Here is a 22,500-nt window from a genome sequence, read left to right as displayed (position 1 = left end):
GGTCCACCCCAATCAACTGAGTTTTCGAGATGCGGCGAGTTATATCATCTTCAAGTTGACACAACTGTCATCACAAACACCGGGGAATGTCCCGAGAGACGTATTGGATATAGAACGAAATGCACGGCAATTTAAGCTGGATGGTAAACGGGAAAGGGCATATCCACGAGTTCTTAAAATGAGCAAAAACAAGTTCCCGGTTAGACCAAAGAAAAATGCCGTTCACTCTTAAGTGAACGGCATTACTCACATGGAGGGCTTAAATCTTCACAACAAATTAGGAATATTGCGGCAGTAAATTTGCCATCGCGAGCAGATGACAAGCACCCGTGACTATGCCAAATAACACCACAAGAATAATCAGCGGCGTGCCGCCTATCACTCTAAAACCTGTGCTCTCGGGGAATAACTGCCGTGATTTATAGGCCATCAGCGCCGGGACGATTACCGCCCACACTGTCGCCGCTAATGCCGCAAAGCCAATCGCCACTAAAAAGCCGTCGGGGAACAGTAATCCTAAAATCGTCGGCGGCACAAAGGTCACTAACGCGGTTTTCATCCGGCCAGAGCGCGAATCGTCAAAACCAAACAAGTCGGCGAGATAATCAAACAACCCTAAGGTCACCCCTAAGAAAGATGAAGCCACAGCCAAGTTAGCAAACAGGGTCAACATACTGTTCAACCAGCTACTCGCCATCACCTCGGACAAAGCGCCCACCAAGACGCCCATATTGCCGCCTTGGGCAATAATGTCGATAAACTGGCTGCGGGGAATATTGCCCATAGTCGCCACTAACCAACATGCATAAATCACCAGCGCGATAAAGGTGCCGACGAAAATCGCCTTGATAATGGTGGAAGAATCTTTGCCGTAATACTTCACTAAGCTGGGGACGTTACCATGGTAACCAAAGCTAGCGAGACCAAAGGGCAGCGCCGCCCACAGATAAGGTGAAAAGCTATTATTACCATCGGGTTCGAGCAACTTAGTCACATCAATTTCGATCAATAAATTGCCGATAGCGAGGAAGAAGGTAATGATCATACCGCCGAGCATAATCGTGGTAATGCGATCCACGGCTTTAGTACTGATCAACACTATGCTCGCCAATACTATGGCAAATACTAGCCCTGCCACACTTTGCGGTAACTCAATTCCCATGCCCTGCAAGCTGTGATTCACAATCGAACCACCGCCGCTGATATAGGCATAGGTCAAAATATACAACACGAAAGCGATAGAAACGCCGTTCACTATCCGCCAAAACTGCCCAAGAGTTTGCTTGCTTAAGGTATCGAAGCTAGCACCGGGTTCGAAATGCAAATTGGTTTCGAGCAACAATAAACCCGACATCAACATGCAAAACCAAATGCCCAATAACATCAAAATCGAATAGCCAAACCACATACCTGCACCGACCACGGGCAGAGAAAACATCCCAGCACCTACGGTCGTGCCAGCAATAATCATGGCACCACCAAGCAAGGACTTACCTGCGGGCTTATGCTTAGCCGCATTCATATGATTTGCCATTAAACTGTGTGCTCCGCGGTGACACTCGCCACTATCGTTTGTCTCACTGACGGACGTAATAAGCTATTGGCCTGATCTCGTATGCGATTGATATTGGACTTATCTTCACTATCCGCCAGATATCCCAATTCTTTGAGCTTCACGCTCAAAGTACCGTAGAGTTTTTTATCGTAGAACTCAGGCGCGGTAATACCATGTAAAGCCCCTAAACGCTGGGCGAGTAAATGGCTCTCAGACTCAAGTTCTGAGCGCTCCATCTTAGGTCTGTTCGCTAACAGATTGAAAATAATAGCGTAGCGTTGCAGAGTCTCGCTCACTGAACTGGCTAACAACAATAATTGGCTTGAGTGCTCAGGCACGACAGCTAAAGTATCTGTCTCAACCACTAAACCTTGCCCAATCAGGAAATCCAGTACTTGCTCAACATAGGCTGGTAAGTCTTTAATTCCCATGAAGAGTTCGGCTTTCAGCAGTGGATAAAAATCGGCAACGATTGAAACCACTTGCTGGCGCAGGATCTGTTCATTGTGGGTTAAACAACTCGCAATTAATGAAGGAACAATAAATAAGTGAATGATATTGTTACGATAGTAAGTCATAGACACAGCCTGACTCGCTTCGATAGACACTATTTCCCCTAAAGGATCGGCACTAACAACAAACTTGTTCAGCTCTAAACCTTGCTGCACTAAATGCTTACCATCACCTTCGGCAACAGATGTATAAGAAGTGTAAGGCACTTTTTTGAGTAGGGTCAGATACAAATCAAGCTGACGCTCCAGCAGACTACGTTCTAAGGCGTTTTGATCTGTCGCCAGTAAAACTAAGCTAGTCAAAGTCACAGAACTCGCGGCTGCGGCATCATTGATACGCGTCATCACCCGATTAGCCAGCACGTTTACCGCTGGCGTTAACCAACTTGGTTTCTGCTCGGGATCATCGGCCAACTCAGCACGCCAGTTTGGCGCACGCTCATTTAAGAAATTTTGCAGGGTAATAGGCTCGCCAAAATTCACATAACCTTGGCCGAAATTACCTAATTTACGAATGGCACCGAACACCTGCCACACAGATTCTTTTTTCTTTTTCTTACCGCTTAACTCTTTATGGTAAGTCGCTACTTCCATCACATGGTCATAGCCTAAATACACTGGCACAAGTGTGACAGGACGTTCAATACCGCGCAGTACGCTGTTCATCGTCATGGCGATCATGCCGGTTTTCGGCGCCAACAGACGGCCAGTACGTGAACGGCCACCTTCGGAGAAGTATTCCACCGAATAACCTTTAGCAAACAGCTGATCTAAATACTCACGAAATACTGCGGTGTACAGCTTGTTACCATTAAAACTACGGCGGATGAAGAAGGCACCACCGCGACGGAACATAGGTCCCGCGGGCCAGAAATTGAGGTTGATGCCAGCAGCAATGTGCGGCGGAACCATGCCTTGATAATACAAAATATACGATAACAGCAGGTAATCCATGTGGCTGCGATGGCAAGGCACATAAACAATCTCGTGGCCATCGTGGTGCAGCTGGCGAACTTGCTCGGCGCCTTTAATGTTGATCCCGCTGTAAAGCTTGTTCCACAGCCAAGTTAAGAAACGCTCGGCAATACGCACTAAACTGTCTGAGTAATCGGCAGCGATTTCATCGAGGTACTCAATAGCCGTCTCGCGCGCTTGGGTCTCAGAAATCTTTTTACTGGCCGCTTCTTCTTGAATCGCCTTGCGCAGCGACTCAGATTTGAGCAACGAATGAAACAGTGCTTGGCGGTTTGGCAGCACAGGCCCTGTCATTACTTTACGTTGACGACGGAAATGCACGCGCGCAACCCGTGCTAACTTATGGGCAATTCCCATGTCGGTGCCATGTTCGTCAGCCATGTAACGCAGGGATACGGCATTCGAGAACTGCACGAAGTTATGTCGACCTAAGAACAGAATCATCAAGCACTTGCGCAACCAAGTCGGGTTTTCCCGCTCAAATACGGCCGCCTTCATAGTGTCGTCTTCTTTCCCTGGCGTGCGACCCCAATACAAACTCACGGGCACCAGTTGAATATCTAATTCAGGACGTTCCTTATGCACGGCTAACAAACGCATAAAGCATTCGAGGAAAGGCTCATTACCAGCACGTTCGCCAAACAGTGGCTTACGTCCTTGAAGACAGACAACCCGAGGCGCAGTCACACCATTAGCCACTAGAGGCTCATAAGGGCTTGGTAAACCTAACTTAGCCGTTATTTCGCTCAAAGCAGCTATGTCACTGAGGGATTCTGTTTTCATCACATAAACAAGGGGTCTGGAAGCATCCAGATTCAGATCGGCAAAGGGATCCTGAGGCACCACAATAGTGTGCACTAAGTGTTTTTGGATCCAACGTAATGATTTCAACCAAAGAGAGTCGTGTTTAGGCATTATTCTTATGCAATTAAGTGCGTTTACTAGCCCGATAGAATACCAGACTATGGGCAATATTCGCTAATTCTCTCCAACATAGCTAAAAAGTGGTTAATACTTGCGCTGCAAATAATACTGTATATACTAACAGTAACTGTATAGAAAAACAGGAAACACCATGAGACCTTTGACGCCACGCCAAGCTGAAATTTTAGAGCTAATTAAACGAAATATTGCCGATACTGGCATGCCACCCACTCGGGCAGAAATCGCAACCCGTTTAGGTTTTAAGAGCGCCAATGCGGCTGAAGAACATCTTAAAGCGTTGGCGAAAAAGGGCTGCATTGAGATCATGCCTGGCACATCTCGGGGCATTCGTCTACCTGCGGAAATCGAAGATTTGACTGAAACAGGTTTACCGCTCATCGGCCAAGTGGCCGCGGGTGAACCTATCCTCGCCCAAGAACATGTTGAACAGTACTACCAAGTCGACCCAAGCATGTTCCATCCCGCCGCCGATTTTTTACTGCGAGTAAAGGGCGACAGCATGAAAAATATCGGCATTCTCGAAGGTGATTTGCTGGCAGTTCATAAAGTAGAACAAGCTAGGAATGGTCAAGTGGTTGTCGCTAGAGTCGATGACGATGTCACTGTTAAACGTTTCGAAAAAAAAGGTAATGTGGTCTATCTACATGCCGAAAATGAAGATTACTCCCCGATTAAAGTGGATTTAGGCTTCCAAAGTTTAACAATTGAAGGACTCGCCGTCGGTGTGATCCGTAATGGAGATTGGCTATGAATAAACTACTTGGCAATGCCCCCCGCCATCCGGGCTTGTGGCTCGATGAAGTCCGTGATGCCGACTATGACTGGCACCATGCGCCTATCGCCTGTATGCCAACTAAGACTCAAGGTCGCCAAGAATTAATTCATCTGAGTGCACAACTCGCTCAGTTAAGCCAACAGGGCCGTTGGTTAGTGCTCATCAACCCTCCAAGTATTGGCTACAAGCAAATGCTCGCCAGCGCAGGTGTGCGTATGGATAGAGTTTTGCTGGTACATGCTAAAGATGAAGTCGAAACCCTGTGGGCGATGGAGAAAGCCCTGACAAGTGGTACGTCCAGTGCAGTCATTACTTGGACTCAATCATTAGATGCGCGGGATAATCGACGCCTACAAATCGTGGCTAAAAGTGCCCGAGCTATGGGCATAGTGCTTGAAGACGTAAACAGTCACTTACATGCCGACGTACGCATTGAGCAAGGCAATCTCTTCGGTCAGCAATCTTTTTTTAGCGCTGTACATTAAATATTCATTTAATTTTTTACCTTGAAAGCCGCCTCACCTATGAATGTGAGGCTTTTTTTTGGCAATTTTTCAGATAATTAGATAAATAAGTGATCTTGATCAATATTTAAACAGCAAGTATGGTTGGTTAAGTCGGTGATGATATATCACCTTCCGTGGTCAATGAATCGAGTATTTATCGAACTCGAAGCGCCACTAAAAATAGAGAACAGATTTATTTCAGCAGTATGTGCCAGCGTGGCTAATTACCAGCAGTAACAATACTTGATTAAAAGTAACAGCCGCCAACGCACGTTGAAGTCAAAAAAGCTTTTTTGGGAACTGAAGAGTTTGCATAGAGTTGAGACTTACTGTGTTGCTCTTCTTTGTAGTTGCTATTCGCAATTGGCAGAGGAGAAGTCTTGTGAAGCAATTGTTGTATTGTTTACTCGTGGTGCTTTTCGCACCACCGTTGACCGCCGCGGACATGCGGTTCAACATGACCCCTGGCGTGACCGAGATCAGTGGCAAGGTTTATCACTTGCACATGACCATCTTGTATATCTGCTGCGCAATAGGCCTAGTGGTCTTTGGCGTCATGATTTACGCCATGATCAACCACAGAAAATCCAAAGGCGCTGTCGCGTCCCACTTTCACGAAAGCACTAAAGTTGAAATCGCTTGGACGATTCTGCCATTTATCATTTTGATCTTAATGGCGATTCCAGCGACAAAAACTTTAATCGCAATGGAAGATCCCAGCAACGCCGATCTCACCGTAAAAGTCACGGGTTCCCAATGGAAATGGCATTACAACTATTTCGATCAAGATATTGATTTTTATAGCATACTGACAACACCCAGAGCACAAATCGAAGGCACCGAAACCAAGGGTGAAAACTATCTATTGGAAGTCGATAAACCGCTCGTTCTACCAATAAACCGCAAAATCCGCTTTCTGATGACTTCAGAGGATGTCATCCATTCTTGGTGGGTACCCGCCTTTGCAATTAAGAAAGATGCCAACCCTGGATTTATCAATGAAGCTTGGACTCGCATCGACAAACCCGGCATTTACCGTGGTCAATGCGCCGAGCTCTGCGGTAAAGACCATGGTTTTATGCCTATCGTAGTACAAGCGTTACCCGAAGCCGAGTTTGAGGCTTGGGTAACAGAGCAGAAACAAGCCGCAGGTGCTGCGGCTGAAGCCGCTCAAGCCGCTTTATCACAAACCCTAAGTAAAGAAGAGTTGATGACTCTAGGCGAACAAGTTTACCTCGGGCACTGCGCAGCCTGCCACCAGCCCAATGGCGAAGGGTTGCAAGGCGTATTTCCGCACCTTAAAGGTAGCCCGATTGCAACAGGACCACTCAGCGCTCACCTTGAAATTGTGCTCAACGGTAAAACGGGTACTGCCATGCAAGCGTTTAGTAAGCAATTGACCGCACAAGAAATCGCGGCAGTGACTACCTACGAGCGGAATGCTTGGGGCAATAATACTGGCGATGCAGTGCAAGCCAAAGACGTCAACGAGTACATGAACGGCAATTCTGCACAAACATCCGCCGCGGTACCAAGCAGTACAACCCCGACACCCGCGCCTGCAACAGACGTCTCAGCTGCAGTCGATCCCGCAAGCCTCCCCACACTCAGCCATGACGCCCTCATGGCCGAAGGTGAAACTGTCTACGCGACCTTCTGTGCTGCCTGCCATCAAGTGACAGGTGCAGGAATACCACCCGCCTTCCCCGCGCTAGTGGGTAGTGCTATCGCCATTGGACCAGTCGCCAATCACATCGATATTGTGATGCTCGGTAAAACAGGCACGGCTATGCAGGCATTTGGCAAACAGCTTAGCCCACAGCAACTTGCAGCAGTCATTACCTATGAACGCAATGCTTGGGGCAACAATACCGGCGATACAGTGCAACCTGCTGATATCGCAAGTCATGGACAGTAGGGGATAATGATGAGCACAACGACTCAAGATCAAACCGCAGCCCATGATGACCATCATCATGGTGCGCCAAAGGGCATCATGCGCTGGCTGCTAACCACCAACCATAAAGACATAGGTACTTTGTATTTATGGTTCAGCTTCATTATGTTCTTAACCGGTGGCGCTATGGCCATGGTGATCCGCGCTGAACTCTTTCAACCTGGATTACAATTGGTCGAGCCCAACTTTTTCAACCAAATGACAACTGTTCATGGGCTGATCATGGTATTCGGTGCGGTAATGCCAGCCTTTACAGGGCTCGCTAACTGGCTGATCCCTATGATGATAGGAGCGCCCGATATGGCGCTGCCACGGATGAATAACTGGAGTTTTTGGATACTCCCCTTCGCCTTTACTATTCTTCTCAGTTCGCTGTTTATGGAAGGTGGCGGACCTAACTTTGGTTGGACCTTCTACGCACCACTATCAACAACTTATAGCCCAGATAGCACGGCGCTCTTTGTATTTTCTATTCACATCATGGGGATAAGTTCGATCATGGGCGCAATCAACGTGATTGTGACCATAGTGAATTTACGCGCGCCAGGCATGACATGGATGAAGTTACCATTGTTTGTCTGGACTTGGCTTATCACGGCATTCCTACTGATCGCGGTTATGCCCGTACTCGCTGGCGCAGTGACTATGGTGCTGACCGATAAGTTTTTCGGCACGAGTTTCTTCGATGCGGCTGGCGGCGGCGATCCTGTGATGTTCCAGCATATTTTCTGGTTCTTCGGCCACCCTGAAGTTTACATCATGATCTTGCCGTCCTTTGGCATCATCTCTGCCATAGTGCCCGCCTTCAGTCGTAAACCCTTATTTGGCTATGCATCCATGGTTTATGCTACGGCTAGTATTGCAATTCTGTCGTTCCTCGTGTGGGCGCACCATATGTTCACCACAGGTATGCCTGTGTTTGCCGAGCTGTTCTTCATGTATTGCACTATGTTGATTGCAGTGCCAACTGGGGTGAAAGTGTTTAACTGGGTTGCCACTATGTGGCGCGGCTCACTCAGTTTCGAAACGCCCATGCTGTTTGCTGTAGCCTTTATCATACTCTTCACTATTGGCGGTTTTTCGGGATTAATGCTCGCCATTACACCCGCCGACTTCCAGTACCACGATACTTATTTTGTTGTGGCACATTTCCATTATGTGCTCGTGACTGGTGCGATTTTCTCCATCATGGCAGCGGCCTATTACTGGCTACCTAAGTGGACGGGGCACATGTACAACGAGCGACTGGGACAATGGCATTTCTGGTGTTCGGTGATTTCAGTCAATGTGCTATTTTTCCCGATGCATTTCCTTGGGCTGGCAGGAATGCCAAGGCGTATCCCTGACTACTCGATTCAATTTGCCGATGTTAATCAAATCGTCTCGATTGGTGGGTTCGCCTTCGGCTTATCGCAATTGATTTTCTTAGTATTAGTAATTAAGTGCATCCGTGGCGGCGAAAAAGCTCCCGCTAAACCTTGGGAAGGTTCCGAGGGTTTAGAGTGGACATTGCCAAGCCCTGCGCCTTACCACTCCTTCACGACACCACCTGAGGTGAAATGAAATGGCAACCCAACACCAGCAAGATAAACCTAAGTCAAATCGTAAACTTATCAGCATGTTAGTTCTCGGCTGTATTGGCATGTTTGGCTTTGGATTCGCGCTGGTGCCGCTCTACGATGTGTTGTGCGAGCAACTCGGTATCAATGGAAAACCCTCCAATACCGCGAGTAGTTATCAAGCAATCACAGTAGATACAAGCCGAATAGTGACTGTAGAATTTATTTCTCAGGTACAAACAGGCATGCCATGGATATTTGCGCCACAAACCAAGCGGCTCGAAGTTCACCCTGGCGAGCTAATTCATACGGCATTTTTGGCGCGCAATATGTCCGCTAAAGCAACGATTGGCCAAGCGATACCTTCAGTTTCGCCCGGACAAGGTGCCGCTTATTTTAATAAAACAGAATGCTTTTGCTTTAATCAACAACCCTTAGCGGCGGACACTAGCGCTGAGCTGCCGCTCATTTTCTATGTGGATCCTCAGTTACCTGAGTCTATCCACACTCTGACCCTCTCTTACACTCTCTACGACATTACCGACAAGCAGTTAGCGTCTGCCATAGAGCAAGGAGCTGCAAAATGACAACGAAACATCAGACTTACTACGTTCCATCCCAAAGTGTCTGGCCTATTATAGGTGCCATTGGCTTGTTCTTAATCGCCTCTGGTGCAGGCCTTTTCGTGCAGCAGTTGAAATCAGGTGCATCCGGTGGCGGTTATGTGCTGCTGGTTGGGATCGCTGTGATCCTATTCATGCTGGTGGGTTGGTTTAGAACCGTGATCCAAGAGTCGATGGCAGGGCTCTATTCTAACCAAATGGATCGATCGTTTCGCCAAGGTATGAGCTGGTTTATTTTTTCGGAAGTTATGTTTTTCGGGGCTTTTTTCGGGGCACTATTTTATGCCCGCATGTTCGCAGTGCCTTGGCTCGGTGGCGCATCGAATAATGCCATGACCCACGAAGTACTCTGGCCTCAGTTTGAAGCTATTTGGCCGCTCATTACTACGCCAGATGGCACTAAAACCCAAGCTATGCCATGGACTGGACTGCCATTAATCAACACTATCGTACTGCTAACCTCCTCAGTTACCTTACATTTCGCCCATGTCAGCCTAGAAAAAGGTAAACGTTCTGCCATTACTCTCTGGCTTGGTATCACCATACTCTTAGGGATGGGGTTCCTTGCCTTGCAGGCTGAAGAGTATATCCACGCCTATCAGGAGATGGGACTCACCTTAACCTCGGGGATTTATGGCAACACCTTCTTCCTGTTAACTGGCTTTCACGGCATGCATGTCACACTGGGGACGCTCTTTTTATTCGTGTTGTTTTTCAGAGTGTTGAAGGGGCACTTTAGCGCAGATAAACATTTTGCGTTCCAAGCGGGGAGTTGGTATTGGCACTTTGTGGATGTGGTCTGGCTGTGTTTGTTTATTTTCGTTTACGTTCTCTAGTGCTTTAGTAAGGCGTGGGATTGGGGCTAATTAACCCAGTCCCTAAGGCCACCAACAATAACAAGATAACGAGCACAGAGAAAATCACTCGCCGACCAAGATAACGGCTCATAGGCACTTTTTCATCACCTTTCACCATAATAAACAAGGCGCGACCTAGATTAAAAATGATGAATAGCAACAGCAGAACTAAGACCAACTTAAAAATAAACAGGCTATTCATACAATATCCTCATGTTCTGCTGAATAAATTAACGGTTTTTCTACTGATATTGACTGTGGCTGTATTAACTATATTGGTCAAGTTGGGTTTATGGCAGTTAGCCCGTGGTGAAGATAAAACGACGCTTTTAGCCCAAATGGAAGCAAGGCAAGCTTTGCTGCCATTAAGTTTTGAGCAGCTCCAACTCAAGGTCGGCAAAGAAGGTGTGACTGGTTATCAACTGCGAGTACACGCCACTCCCGCAAGCTCACAAATCTGGCTGCTGGATAATCAAATCTATCAAGGTCAAGTGGGATATTTAGCCTTTCAACCCCTGCAAGTAGAAGTTGAAAAACCTTGGTTGCTGGTCGAATTAGGCTTTGTTGCCGCGGGTTCCCATCGTGATGAGTTGCCTCACATTACTCCCCTAAGCGGGGCATTAAATATCGAAGGCAGGCTTTATCAAAAGCAAATCAATCCTTTGAGCCAAGCTTTAATGGCAGAAACAGGGACAAGTATTCGCTTTCAAAATTTAAATATGCCCGAAATGGCTAAGGTATTAGGGCACCCAGTGTTACCTGTCGTGTTGCAACCAGAGCAATTACCTTCCCTCACATTGCCCCATCCTTGGCAACCTTTCCCACTGTCGGCACAAAAACATTGGGGCTATGCGTTGCAGTGGTTTTCGATGGCAGCCGTATTTGCAGGGCTAATGCTGTGGCAAGGGATTAAATATGTAAAACGCCATAGCGCCCAAACAGTCGCAAACTCAAGGAGCAAATAGGGAAATTAGTACCATACTTAGCAAGACACTAATAAAACTAAATAAATATAAAACAATAAATTAGGGATAATTTGAATGAGAGGAGCAAGCATGAACTCCCAGAACAAATCTAAACACAAAGCATTAGGGCTATTACTGCTGGCGTTTATTGCACCCGTAGTGATTGCTAAGCTAGTGCTGAGCCTCAATTTATACCATGGCGGTGCCACCAATCATGGCGAGCTGATCAGTCCCGAAACCAGCTATGCCAGCCTTGGGGTTGAAAATTCTAATCCCAAAGAATGGCAGCTACTGTATTTATTACCCGCCAAATGCAACGATGCTTGCCGCGAACGCCTGTATATTTTGCGCCAAAGCCACACAGCGCTAGGGTCAGATCAGGCGCGAGTAGAACCGCTTATCCTCACTCATCCCGACAGCGATCTTAACGCCTTAAGCACCTTTAACTTCAATACTCGTCCCGCCAATGCAGGCTTAAGCAAATGGTTAGATGAACAGCAGCTAATCATAGTCGATCCCTTAGGCAGCTTAGTACTGCGCTATCCTCAAGTGCAGGGCAAAGAAGCACATTTAGCTCAAGGCAAGGCGCTGATTGCGGATCTGCGTAAGTTGTTAAAACTGTCGAGGGTAGATTGATGCAACTAACTTGGATCCTACGCTTAACCTTAGTCTTTACCCTATTGGTGATTTTAATGGGCGCTTACACCCGCCTATCGGATGCAGGACTCGGCTGCCCCGATTGGCCAGGCTGCTACGGCCATATTAAAGTGCCCACCCAAGACCATGAAATCGCCCATGCGCAAACTATATTCCCAGATCACGATATCAATCCAGAGAAAGCTTGGCTGGAAATGATCCACAGATATATCGCAGGCGGACTTGGCTTACTGGTGTTATTCATCTTAATTTTGTGCTTAAAAACACCGGAAGCACCCAAAAAGTTGCCGATCATCATAGTGCTGCTGATCCTTTTTCAAGGAGCGCTAGGCATGTGGACTGTGACCATGAAACTCATGCCAATAATTGTGATGTCGCATCTTATTGGTGGCTTTAGCCTAATCTCGCTGCTGTTACTCCTTTACCTGCGAACCCGACCTCGGCGTATATTTAATAGCGAAACCCATGCTCGACATCTCGCACCGTTAGCATTGGTGAGCCTATTCGTCCTTGTGGGTCAGATTATGTTGGGCGCTTGGACATCATCGAATTATGCGGCGCTCGCCTGCACCTCTTTACCCATCTGTGAGGGAAATTGGGTAGATAACTTAGCAATAACCGAGGCATTTTCACCGTTCCAAGGCCAACACCCTAGCTTCGAATTTGGGGTGCTCGATTACCCTGCACGAATGACTATCCATGTAGCCCACAGAATTGGTGCTATCGTCACTGCCAGCTTGTTACTCGTGCTCGCCTACCGATTATTTGTTGGCGCTACAGGACTTAAGGCTTTAAGCCTTTTATTAGTGGGGCTAGTCATACTACAAGTGAGCTTAGGTATTTCTAACGTAGTGATGCATTTACCACTCGGTATTGCCGTGTCTCACAACGGTGGTGCGGCACTACTGCTACTGACCTTAGTCACAATCAACTATTTTTTATGGCGCAAAGCATAAGCGAGGGATCCAAGATGGCAAAACCACTCTCAATCACCAGTAGCCTGCCCACTTTCAGCGTAACATGGCGCGCCTATTTTGAAATGACCAAACCTAAAGTCGTCGCACTGATGCTGCTCACTGTCTTAGTAGGCATGTGTCTTGCTGTGCCCCATGCGGTCCCCGTTCAACCTTTAATCGCCGGTATGCTGGGTATTGCTATGATGGCAGGTTCAGCGGCGGCGTTGAATCATCTGATCGATCGCCGTATCGATGGCTTAATGGCACGCACCTACAATCGCCCGCTACCCAAAGGGCGTATTTCGGCCACACGCGCGTTAATTTTCGCCGCTAGCTTAGGTAGTCTTGGCTTTATCGTCTTATATTCCTTAGGCAATCCACTCACAGCTTGGCTGACCTTTGCCAGCCTGATTGGCTATGCCTTGGTTTATACTGCCTATTTGAAACGCGCAACATCACAAAATATTGTGATCGGCGGCCTTGCGGGAGCCATGCCACCCCTACTGGGATGGACGGCAGTGACGAACGAATTTCACGGCCATGCGTTATTGCTAGTGATCATCATTTTTACGTGGACGCCGCCACATTTTTGGGCACTGGCCATTCACAGACGCGCCGAATATGCCAAAGTAGATATTCCCATGCTACCAGTCACCCACGGTGTCGAATTTACGAAAACCTGCATCTTGCTCTACACAGTATTGCTGGCGATTGCTTGCCTGTTACCTGTGCTGGTTGGTATGTGTGGGCCAGTGTATTTCGTCAGCTCGAGTTTACTCAGTACGGGATTTATCTATAAAGCATGGCAACTTAAATATCGGGATCATGATGGCTTGGCGATGCAAGTGTTCCGCTTCTCTATCTACCATTTAATGTTGTTATTTATGGCATTACTGCTAGACCACTATTTGTGGAACTAGTGTATGGAACGAGTTTGTCGCGCTAACCTGTATTTATGGAGCGAATAATGCAGAAAAGAATTTTAGTCATCGCCATTTTGTTGTTCGGTCTTGGCGGCCTATTTGCGGTGAAATTTAATCCCCCAAAACCTATCGAGTTAGAGAGCGGTTTTCTGTTTCCACAGGCCTATGAATTAGCGCCCTTTGAATTGGTCGATCAACACAAGCAAGCTTTTACCAATGCCAGTTTGCAGGGGAAATGGAGCTTATTTTTTATCGGTTTTACCTTTTGCCCCGACGTTTGTCCTACGACCTTAAATAAACTTGCGGCGGCTTATCCTGATCTAAACAAAATAGCGCCATTGCAGGTAGTGTTTTTATCCGTCGATCCCAAACGGGACACACAGGATAAACTCTTAACCTATGTGAATTTTTTCAATCCAGAGTTTAAAGCTGTAACGGGTGAACAAACGCAGATATTTCCCCTCACCCGCAGCTTAGGACTCACTTATGCCATGGTGGGTGAAGGAGAAAATTACCAAGTCGACCATAGTGCGGGTTATGTGTTGGTGTCGCCACAGGGAACGCGAGTTGCGGTATTTAAACCTACGGCAGCGTTAGGCAAACCGCCGCAGGTATTAAATGATAAATTAATTAGCGATTTTGAAAAAATAGTGGCGCAATACAAACCTAGCCGCTGATCACTCTTTAACCCAAGAGCCATCGTCCTTTGGCCTCACCCAAGGCTGAGAAAACCAATAGTAGCCATTGCGCGCCTTACTTGGCGCTGTGCAGTTATAACGCGAGCGCCCCGCAGGCAAGGCTAAATCCGCTTGAACACTAAACTCGTTTTCATTGAGCCAAGTCGGCTGTTTTGAGCCTTGACCTTGGATGTAACACATCACTTGCTTAGCAGAGATATCACTCATATCGAGGGTCACTTTAAGCTCTGGACGCCAATGACCGCCCTTTAACTCAGGATCACTTGGGGTTTGTGCAATCACAGGCATATTTAAGCTGTATAACTTTGCCTTAAGGCTTTTTAGGTCAGCATATTGTCCAGCAACGGGGAAACGCGGCAGGGCCGTTAATGGCGAATAGGGCCCCGCGGCACCGGACTGTTGCCCAAAAGCGACAAAGCTGTTCTCAGTTAACATATCCTGCAACGCTTGATTGTACTCACCGTAGGGATACGCCAGCATTTTAAAATTGTGCCCTGTGGCATCTGCAATCGCTTTTTCTGTATCTAAGATATTGGCTTTTATCCGCGCTAACCACTGCGCCTGTGATTCATTTTCTAAGGCGCGGATCAAATGTTCGTGCGCCCAACTGTGGTTAGCGATATCGGCGCCTTCCTTGGATAGTGTGATGAGTTCATCCCAAGTCATCATCTCGGTAAACTTTTGTTTAATCGGCTCAATTGCCACAAACAAGGTGTAGGGGAATCCAAATTCCTTTAAGATAGGATGCGCCGTCGTCGCTATACTGCGATAACCATCATCGAAGGTAATTGCGATTGTTTTAGCGGGTAAATCTTGTTTTTGCTTGATCGCTTCAACCACTTTAGAAAGCGGGATCACCTTAAAGCCGTCATCGACGAGAAACTGCATTTGCTCACGAAATTGCGCGGGCGTAACGCTGGTTGCCGCCGGAGTGGTTTCTGACACATGGTGATATTGCAGAATGACCACGGCATGGGCAGAAAACGTCATTAGCCCTATGAGTGCCAACAGCACACGTTTAACCATAATGTGAACACCTCTGAAATTAATGAATACTGCTAAATCAACTTGGCTCGACCTCATGCTCAACGGCGCGAAAAATCGCCAGTTACTAGCGCTCGCCCTGCCGATGATACTCTCCAATATCACTATCCCGCTGTTGGGCTTAGTCGATACGGCTGTTATAGGTCATCTGAGTGAGGCCTATTATTTAGGGGGAGTCGCTGTCGGGTCAACGATTATCACATTAATCATTTGGTTATTGGGATTTTTGCGTATGGCGACGACAGGTTTAGTCGCGCAAGCCTTTGGTGCTGACGATCTTCACGCCCAGCACAAACTCTTAGTCCAAGGCGCTATGCTAGCAATGTTATTGGGCGCAGGCGTTATCGCACTGCAAGTCCCGATATTGAATTTAGCGTTAGGATTATCCGAAGCGAGTAGCGAGGTCGAACGTTATTGCCGCGAGTATTTTCAGGTACGGATTTGGTCAACGCCCTTCGCCCTGCTCAATTTAGTGATGTTAGGTTGGCTCTTAGGGCGACAACAACCTAAAGCCGCCATGTGGCAGTTGATTTTAGCGAACCTTGCCAATATTATTCTCGATGTGGTGTTTGTCCTCGGCTTGGGTTGGGGCGTTAAAGGCGCTGCCCTCGCCTCAGTATTTGCCGATATCACCGCTTTCTCAGTCGCACTCACTATGGTGTTACAACAACTCAAGCGCGCACCCGAGTTTCACTTATCTCAGCTATTTCCCCATGTCACCTTAACGGGTTATGGCAAATTACTGAGGCTCAACACAGATATTTTTGTCCGCAGTCTCTGTTTGCAGGCAGCTTTTGCCTTTATGACATTCCATGGTGCAGGTCTAGGTGATAATACCGTTGCGGCCAATGCCGTGTTATTGAATTTACTGCTATTAATCTCCTATGCACTCGATGGCATTGCCTATTATGCCGAGGCAGAAGTCGGTCGAGCCTATGGGCAAAAACAGGCAGAACAATTAAGGGAAGCTGTGATCTTAGCTTGGTGCTGGTCGGCCATAACGGCACTAGGATTCTGCGCTGTATTTAGTCTTTTTGGCAGTAATATTATCGCGTTATTGACCAGCATTAATGAGGTCAGAGCCACTGCGCAAACCTATCTTATCTGGCTAATATTCTTGCCTTTATGGTCCTTTAGCTCGTATTTATTCGATGGGGTTTACATAGGTGCCGCTAAAGGAAAAGTGATGCGCAATAGCATGATACTCGCCACCTTTGGCGCGTTTTTCCCAACATGGTATTTACTGCAGCAGCTATTACTGCCAGAGCAAGGCAACCATGCCCTCTGGGCCGCGATGAGTGTCTTTATGATCGTCAGAAGCCTAACGCTCGCAGGGCATTATTATTTCAGTCAGGCCTTTTTACATAAATAAATCCGTAAAGACAGTGGTTTACTAATCTCAAAATCATTATTATGTTGATTTTACAATTGTAACAAAGATGTGAATCAATAATGAAAAGGATTTTACCGCTGCTATTGCTGTGGCTATGTAACTATACGGTTGCCAACACTGCGCCACAATTACCCGTTGAAGCCTTTGCAAGCATCCCAGATGTTAGCTCTGTGCAGCTCTCGCCTAATGGCAAAAAAATCGCTTCTGTTGTACGGGTCGATCAAGCCAAACTCAAAGGTACTGTCGTTAGTATCCAAGATATAGAAACAGGCGAAAAAAGCATTCCGCTGCACACGGATAACCAAAAATTTGTCATCCTGTCTCTGCAGTGGGCAAACGATAATATCTTACTGATCAGTGCTAAGTTTCCGGCTAACCGTTACGGTACACCTACAACCGAAACCCGCCTTGTTAAGTATGATTTGACCACGAAAAAGACCTCGAGTGTCCTTCCGCGCAGCGTCTTAGACCGTCTTAATTGGATCCCGCAACATCAGGGGCAAATTATCGATCTTATGCCAGATGATCCCGATAATATTTTACTGTCATTAGACGGAATGGGCGAAAACGTAGGCGAAGACAGCGTTCTGAAAGTCAATTTAGCGCAGGGGAAATCCAGTTACACCCAAAATGCTAAAAAGAAGATCATCAGTTGGATTACCGACAGGCAGCACAAAGTCCGAATTTCTATCTACAACGATGATACTGAGTACCGCATTTATGAACAGGCCGAGCAAAAGAGTGATTCACGCTTGCTTTGGACCTTTAAAGCTTTTTCTGAGGACACTGTTTGGCCATTAGGTTTTGATGCAGACCCTAATATCCTCTACGTTCGCGCCTATCACCAAGGTTTCGAAGCCATTTTTAAAGTGAACCTGACCGACCCTAATCTTACAAAAGAGTTGGTTTACGCCAATGAAGCAACTGACGTCGAAGGGGATTTACTCTACTCGCAATTAAAGAAAAAAGTCATTGGTATCAGTGAAGGCGACGGCGAGGAATACACCTTCTGGGAAACAGAATATGTCGGACTACAAAATGGTCTTAAGGCTGTATTACCCGATGCTCACAACTATATTACTCAATTCAGTGCAAATGAACGCCGCTACATAGTGTATTCCACCAGCTCGACCGAGCCTGGCACTTATTATTTCGGCGATAGGGACGAAAAAACGTTATATCCCATCGCGAACAGATACGGCAAGCTCAATAGTGAGCTACTCGCCAACACCCAACATCTAACTTACGAAGCAAGGGATAAGCTCAAAATCGATGCTTACCTAACAGTGCCAAAGGGACTCGAAGCTAAACAGCTACCGACGATTATTTTCCCCCATGGTGGCCCGATCAGTTACGACAGTAATGGCTTTGACTATTGGGCGCAGTTTTTCGCTAATCGGGGTTATGCGGTATTTCGAATGAATTTCAGGGGGTCGGCAGGTTACGGCTATGAGTTTATGAAGGCTGGCCTAAAAAGCTGGGGGCTCGAAATGCAAAACGATGTTGAAGACGGGACTCGTTACCTAATAGCTCAAGGGATTAGCGATCCCAAACGCATTTGTATTGCCGGTGCGAGTTATGGTGGTTACGCGGCCTTAATGGGGGCTGCCATGACTCCCGATCTTTACCGTTGCGCCATCAGTGTAGCTGGTGTGACCGATGTGGCCTACCTAGTAAAATCAAGCCGCAGACATACCAACTATGAAGTGGTTAAAGAGCAAATAGGAGATGATCTCGATGCCCTCTATGAGCGCTCACCTATCAGTAAAGCAGATAAAATTAACATCCCAGTATTACTGCTACATGGCGATAAGGACAGAGTCGTCAAGGTTCAACATAGCCGAGAAATGTATGACGAGCTCAAATCACTAAATAAACCAGTGGAGTATATTGAGTTGGAAAATGGTGATCATTACCTGAGCAATAACGACAACAGACTCGCGACGTTTAAAGCCTTAGATAAGTTCTTAGCTGATAATCTCAACCCTAAGTTATAACTTAGCAACTGCACTTAAAGCGAAAGCCAAATATAAAAAACGCGACTCTGAGGTCGCGTTTTTCATTCAGCTTAACAAACAAGATTAAGCGTAAGAATGTTCACCATGTTGGTGATCTGTCACGTCACGTACGCCAGTCAATTCACCAGGGAACATGTCTAACAATTGTTTTTCGATACCATCCTTTAGGGTGATATCTACTTGAGAACAACCGTTACAACCACCGCCGAACTGCAGTACAGCCACGCCTTCTTTAGTGATTTCAACCAGCATGATATTACCACCATGGCCGGCTAACTGAGGGTTGATCTCAGATTGGATCACGTATTCGATACGCTCGACTAATGGAGCATCGCCAGACACTTTACGCATTTTTGCGTTAGGCGCTTTGAGCGTGAGTTGTGAACCTAATTGGTCAGTCACAAAATCGATAGTGGCATCTTCAAGGAAAGGTGCACTCTTCTCATCGACCATAGCATTGAAGCCAGTGAACTCGATTTCAATATCATCACTTTCCACTGCATCCGGTGGACAATAAGACACACCACACTCGGCTTGCGAGGTTCCTGGACTGATCACAAATACGCGAATATGAGTGCCTTCAGGTTGATCTGCTAACAACTTAACAAAATGGGCTTGAGCCGCATCGGAAATGGTAATCATGAAAACCTGCTCCGTCAGGGGATACCTGAGTGTTTTAGTAAGAATTAGCCGTATGATACTCCGACTCACCTTCGCTTTGTAGTCCTTTGGATAGCAAGTTTATGGATTTTTGCCATAGCGATCACGATTTATTCATCATAAACAAGCTTTAAACGAATGTGTTGTACGCGAGTGAACTGCATCATTTACAAACAAAAGCGACCCAATTGGGTCGCTTTAAGCCAGACATAAAATACAAACTATTTAGCCGCTTCTTGTCCCGCGATACGACCAAAGACAATGATATCAGTGTAAGCATTTCCACCGAGTCGATTGGTTCCATGGGTTAAACCAGTCACTTCACCCGCAGCAAACAAGCCCGGAATCACTTTTCCTTGTTCATCAAGTACACGAGTACGTGTATCAACCGCTAGTCCACCCATTGTATGGTGCACAGAAGGTGTAGCCTTTAAAATCCAATAAGGTCCTTTACTTAAATCAACCAATCCTGAGCGATGATTAAAGGCTTCATCCTTTCCTGTTGCGGCATAACGATTCACGTTTTTAATCGTTGATAACAACTTGTCTTCAGGAATATTAAAGACTTTGGCGGCTTCTTCTAGGGTGTCGACCTTATACATTAGCCCGTCTTTTGTGAATTCCTTCAGTTCACCTTGATGCATTTCAACAGTATGGGCAACATCTTCAATAGCTTGGTTCCAGAGCACATAAGTATAACGGCCTGGTTGGGCTAGAATGGCCTGTGAAATCACATCTCGGCGTTCCAATTCCTCAACAAAGCGCTCACCCTTCTGGTTGATTAACACCGCACCAAAGAAGCGAGAGTCTGCAATCAAGGCAATCGCACCCGAGGTTGGGCTACAAATGGGATATGACTGGATATATCCCATATTTTTAGCTGCTGCATGTATTTTTTCTGCCATCACAATACCGTCACCAGTACCACCTGAATGACCAGTACTGCCATAACGTTCATCTAACTCTGGGTTATATTTTTTACGCATTTCCATGTTAGACGAGAAGCCACCCGTGGCAATCACAACACCGCGTTTTGCATAATAGGTTACCGTTTTGCCATTATGAGTCGCTTCTACACCCACAATTCGGCCCGTTTGATCTTGAATTAACTTTTCAGCCTTAGTATTGGTATGAATTGGTAAGCCAACTTCTTCAGCTTTAATAGAAAACTTGCTGATCACCTCTGCTCCGGTATGACCTTTAGGGATTAGCGCTCGTTTCACGCTGTGTCCACCAAACTGAAATAATTGATCTGGGTAAAATTCTACTTTGACGTAATCCCTTAACCACTCAGCTGCATCAACCGCATTATCGACCATGGTCTTAACCATTTCAGGGTCACCTTTGAAATCGCCGCCTTTTAGCGTGTCGCTAATAAACAGGTCTTTGCTATCGGTAACACCCATATTTTTTTGTACCCAACTACCAGCCACATTCATCTCAGCACCCGAGATCAATGAGTTACCACCAATAATTGGCATTTTTTCAATAATAACGGCGGAGCGGCCTGCGGCCATAGCCTCTAAACCAGCACTGAAACCTGCACCACCCGAGCCAATAATCACCACATCATAGGTATATTCTGCTGGTGTTAATGCTTCATTTTTTTTAGCTGAAGCGACAGCAACTAACGTAACACCTGCGGCTTCAATACTTTTACCCACAGCTTCTTTAAGCGCTTTAGACGTTACGGTTGCGCCTGCAATACCGTCAACCTCGATAGAGTTATTATCAATAATCGCCTGTTTAACATCTTTAAATACGGCACCAGCAAGGACCTTATTTTCCTTTTGCTTTAGTACATCAATCGCCACAATGTGTCCGTCTTTGAATGTGGTTTCGACCTGCACTTCGCCATGCTTGCCTTGAGCGGTTCCCTGGCTTTTTACTATTTGATGGGTAACTTGGCAACCGACAATAATTGCTGTTGCCGTGGCAGCAATACCAATAATGGATTTTTTATAATGCATTACAATTCCCTTATTATTTTTAATGAAAACTAGAACAGCATCAAATTAAATGAGATTCTACTTATCAAAAATTCAACCTATTTGATAAACCGTTAAAACTGATAACCAACAGATATACCGTATTCAATCCCATCGTTATATTGCGAGCCCCAGCTATCATAATGGGTGATATATAACTTTGAAAATATTGAATCTGTGAGGTTTGTTTGTAACGTTGTAATTATCTGATGGCCATAGCTGTCATATGAAAATAATGATTGATGCGCTTCATCTCTATCAATTTGTGCTTCATAATTCAAACTTAAACTATGTTTTAACCCTAGTAACTCAAATGGGTACTTTGCATTTAAAACCACGGCATAACCTGACAGATCATTAAACTTCTCTGATGTGGGGGAAAAGCTACCAATGGTATAATTTAAACCGACACCATAGTTTACTGATAAATTTTGAATTTTTGCATTATGGGTAATACCTAAGTAAAGATTATCTTCAACTAGCGTTTCACTCGCAGAGATAAAGTTCTGAGTCCAAAAGTTGAACTGCGACTCTCCCAGCTTATTTTCAAGTATCAATAATGACTTAATGGTAGTTTTACCATCAAGGTTCTTCTGATTTTCCGCGATTTCAGCAGGGTTTTCGAGCTTAAGATTAGCAAAGTAAGTACCCCAATCAGCAATACCTAAATGATTCAACTTTACAAAAGGTTGATTAAAAACACCCGGGTTATCATTTTTTGCTTCACTGGTATAAAACTTATAACCTAAATCCACGCTCGTTTTATTCACATCAGCATATACTGAACCACTAAAAATAATTGCACTGACTAAAATAGATGCCACACTTTTTTTACACATAGAGCCCCTCTCAACCATGTATTCTAGGAAGTATTTTAAAATACTTATCGACCAGTAAACTTTATATAATAAAGTTACTACGAATAGCATGATGA

At 46.0% G+C, this 22,500-nt stretch carries 20 protein-coding genes and 1 pseudogene; 14 read left to right on the top strand and 7 right to left on the bottom strand.

Going from position 1 to position 22,500, the window contains the following annotated elements:
- Positions 1–232 (top strand): annotated as a pseudogene (locus L5L98_RS13215) (IS4 family transposase); the annotation flags it as partial.
- A 45-nt stretch (positions 233–277) separates the two neighbouring features.
- Here L5L98_RS13215 and mtr read toward each other — a convergent pair.
- Positions 278–1,534, bottom strand: coding sequence for a tryptophan permease (mtr, locus tag L5L98_RS13210; protein ID WP_006084612.1), 1,257 nt, complete (start codon positions 1,532–1,534; stop codon positions 278–280).
- Complete coding sequence (gene plsB / locus L5L98_RS13205) at positions 1,534–3,957, bottom strand: glycerol-3-phosphate 1-O-acyltransferase PlsB (protein WP_105250638.1); 2,424 nt, start codon at positions 3,955–3,957, stop codon at positions 1,534–1,536. Before plsB ends, mtr begins: the two co-directional genes overlap by 1 nt.
- 160 nt (positions 3,958–4,117) lie before the next feature.
- On the opposite strand from plsB, the gene lexA reads away from it, so the two are divergent.
- The 6 genes from lexA to L5L98_RS13175 all read left to right on the top strand — a co-directional run bounded on the left by lexA (position 4,118) and on the right by L5L98_RS13175 (position 10,243).
- Positions 4,118–4,738, top strand: coding sequence for a transcriptional repressor LexA (gene lexA / locus L5L98_RS13200; RefSeq protein WP_105250639.1), 621 nt, complete (start codon positions 4,118–4,120; stop codon positions 4,736–4,738).
- Complete coding sequence (locus L5L98_RS13195) at positions 4,735–5,247, top strand: cell division inhibitor SulA (protein WP_131524817.1); 513 nt, start codon at positions 4,735–4,737, stop codon at positions 5,245–5,247. The genes lexA and L5L98_RS13195 overlap by 4 nt, the downstream gene beginning before the upstream one ends.
- 403 nt (positions 5,248–5,650) lie before the next feature.
- Entirely contained in the window at positions 5,651–7,186 is a 1,536-nt protein-coding gene (coxB, locus tag L5L98_RS13190; protein ID WP_263141501.1) for a cytochrome c oxidase subunit II, read from the top strand.
- A 9-nt stretch (positions 7,187–7,195) separates the two neighbouring features.
- Positions 7,196–8,788 (top strand): cytochrome c oxidase subunit I, encoded by a 1,593-nt coding sequence (gene ctaD, locus L5L98_RS13185; protein WP_105250642.1) that lies wholly within the window; start codon positions 7,196–7,198, stop codon positions 8,786–8,788.
- Between the two features lies 1 nt (position 8,789).
- Complete coding sequence (locus tag L5L98_RS13180; protein WP_263141498.1) at positions 8,790–9,371, top strand: cytochrome c oxidase assembly protein; 582 nt, start codon at positions 8,790–8,792, stop codon at positions 9,369–9,371.
- Entirely contained in the window at positions 9,368–10,243 is an 876-nt protein-coding gene (locus L5L98_RS13175) for a cytochrome c oxidase subunit 3 (RefSeq protein ID WP_263141496.1), read from the top strand. The genes L5L98_RS13180 and L5L98_RS13175 overlap by 4 nt, the downstream gene beginning before the upstream one ends.
- A gap of 4 nt (positions 10,244–10,247) precedes the next feature.
- On the opposite strand, the gene L5L98_RS13170 is transcribed toward L5L98_RS13175, so the two are convergent.
- Positions 10,248–10,466: a DUF2909 family protein gene (locus tag L5L98_RS13170; protein ID WP_105250645.1), complete on the bottom strand. Its 219-nt coding sequence runs from the start codon at positions 10,464–10,466 to the stop codon at positions 10,248–10,250.
- On the opposite strand from L5L98_RS13170, the gene L5L98_RS13165 reads away from it, so the two are divergent.
- From L5L98_RS13165 to L5L98_RS13145, 5 genes are all read left to right on the top strand, one after another.
- Entirely contained in the window at positions 10,465–11,229 is a 765-nt protein-coding gene (locus tag L5L98_RS13165) for an SURF1 family protein (RefSeq protein ID WP_263141516.1), read from the top strand. The two genes, L5L98_RS13170 and L5L98_RS13165, sit on opposite strands and share 2 nt — an antisense overlap.
- Before the next feature lie 90 nt (positions 11,230–11,319).
- Entirely contained in the window at positions 11,320–11,865 is a 546-nt protein-coding gene (locus L5L98_RS13160) for a hypothetical protein (RefSeq protein WP_263141494.1), read from the top strand.
- Entirely contained in the window at positions 11,865–12,842 is a 978-nt protein-coding gene (locus L5L98_RS13155) for a COX15/CtaA family protein (RefSeq protein WP_263141492.1), read from the top strand. Before L5L98_RS13160 ends, L5L98_RS13155 begins: the two co-directional genes overlap by 1 nt.
- Positions 12,843–12,856: 14 nt before the next feature.
- Positions 12,857–13,762: a heme o synthase gene (gene cyoE / locus L5L98_RS13150; protein ID WP_219251879.1), complete on the top strand. Its 906-nt coding sequence runs from the start codon at positions 12,857–12,859 to the stop codon at positions 13,760–13,762.
- A 47-nt stretch (positions 13,763–13,809) separates the two neighbouring features.
- Positions 13,810–14,442 carry an SCO family protein gene (locus tag L5L98_RS13145; RefSeq protein WP_263141488.1) on the top strand — a complete coding sequence of 211 codons (633 nt, stop codon included), beginning with the start codon at positions 13,810–13,812 and terminating at the stop codon, positions 14,440–14,442.
- On the opposite strand, the gene L5L98_RS13140 is transcribed toward L5L98_RS13145, so the two are convergent.
- The gene (locus tag L5L98_RS13140; RefSeq protein ID WP_263141486.1) at positions 14,443–15,489 is read right to left on the bottom strand and encodes a polysaccharide deacetylase family protein; all 1,047 of its coding nucleotides are present in this window, start codon (positions 15,487–15,489) and stop codon (positions 14,443–14,445) included. It lies immediately after the preceding gene.
- Positions 15,490–15,511: 22 nt separating this feature from the next.
- Here L5L98_RS13140 and L5L98_RS13135 point away from each other — a divergent pair, with 22 nt between their 5' ends.
- Positions 15,512–16,879, top strand: coding sequence for an MATE family efflux transporter (locus tag L5L98_RS13135; protein WP_263141484.1), 1,368 nt, complete (start codon positions 15,512–15,514; stop codon positions 16,877–16,879).
- 80 nt (positions 16,880–16,959) lie between these two features.
- The gene (locus tag L5L98_RS13130; RefSeq protein ID WP_263141481.1) at positions 16,960–18,897 is read left to right on the top strand and encodes an alpha/beta hydrolase family protein; all 1,938 of its coding nucleotides are present in this window, start codon (positions 16,960–16,962) and stop codon (positions 18,895–18,897) included.
- Between the two features lie 84 nt (positions 18,898–18,981).
- On the opposite strand, the gene nfuA is transcribed toward L5L98_RS13130, so the two are convergent.
- The 3 genes from nfuA to L5L98_RS13115 form a co-directional block, all read right to left on the bottom strand.
- Positions 18,982–19,560 carry a Fe-S biogenesis protein NfuA gene (gene nfuA / locus L5L98_RS13125; RefSeq protein ID WP_006079591.1) on the bottom strand — a complete coding sequence of 193 codons (579 nt, stop codon included), beginning with the start codon at positions 19,558–19,560 and terminating at the stop codon, positions 18,982–18,984.
- A 239-nt stretch (positions 19,561–19,799) separates the two neighbouring features.
- Positions 19,800–21,548, bottom strand: a complete 1,749-nt coding sequence (gene urdA, locus L5L98_RS13120; protein WP_263141477.1) for a urocanate reductase — start codon at positions 21,546–21,548, stop codon at positions 19,800–19,802.
- Between the two features lie 92 nt (positions 21,549–21,640).
- On the bottom strand, positions 21,641–22,405 hold the full coding sequence (locus L5L98_RS13115) for an outer membrane protein OmpK (RefSeq protein ID WP_263141474.1): 765 nt from the start codon (positions 22,403–22,405) through the stop codon (positions 21,641–21,643).
- Positions 22,406–22,500: the final 95 nt, after the last annotated feature.

Source organism: Shewanella sp. SM23 (genome assembly GCF_025654295.1).
GTDB classification, from domain to species: Bacteria; Pseudomonadota; Gammaproteobacteria; order Enterobacterales; family Shewanellaceae; genus Shewanella; species Shewanella oncorhynchi.
The sequence above is the reverse complement of the archived record's forward strand: the minus strand, read 5'-3'. Positions and strand labels throughout refer to the sequence as shown.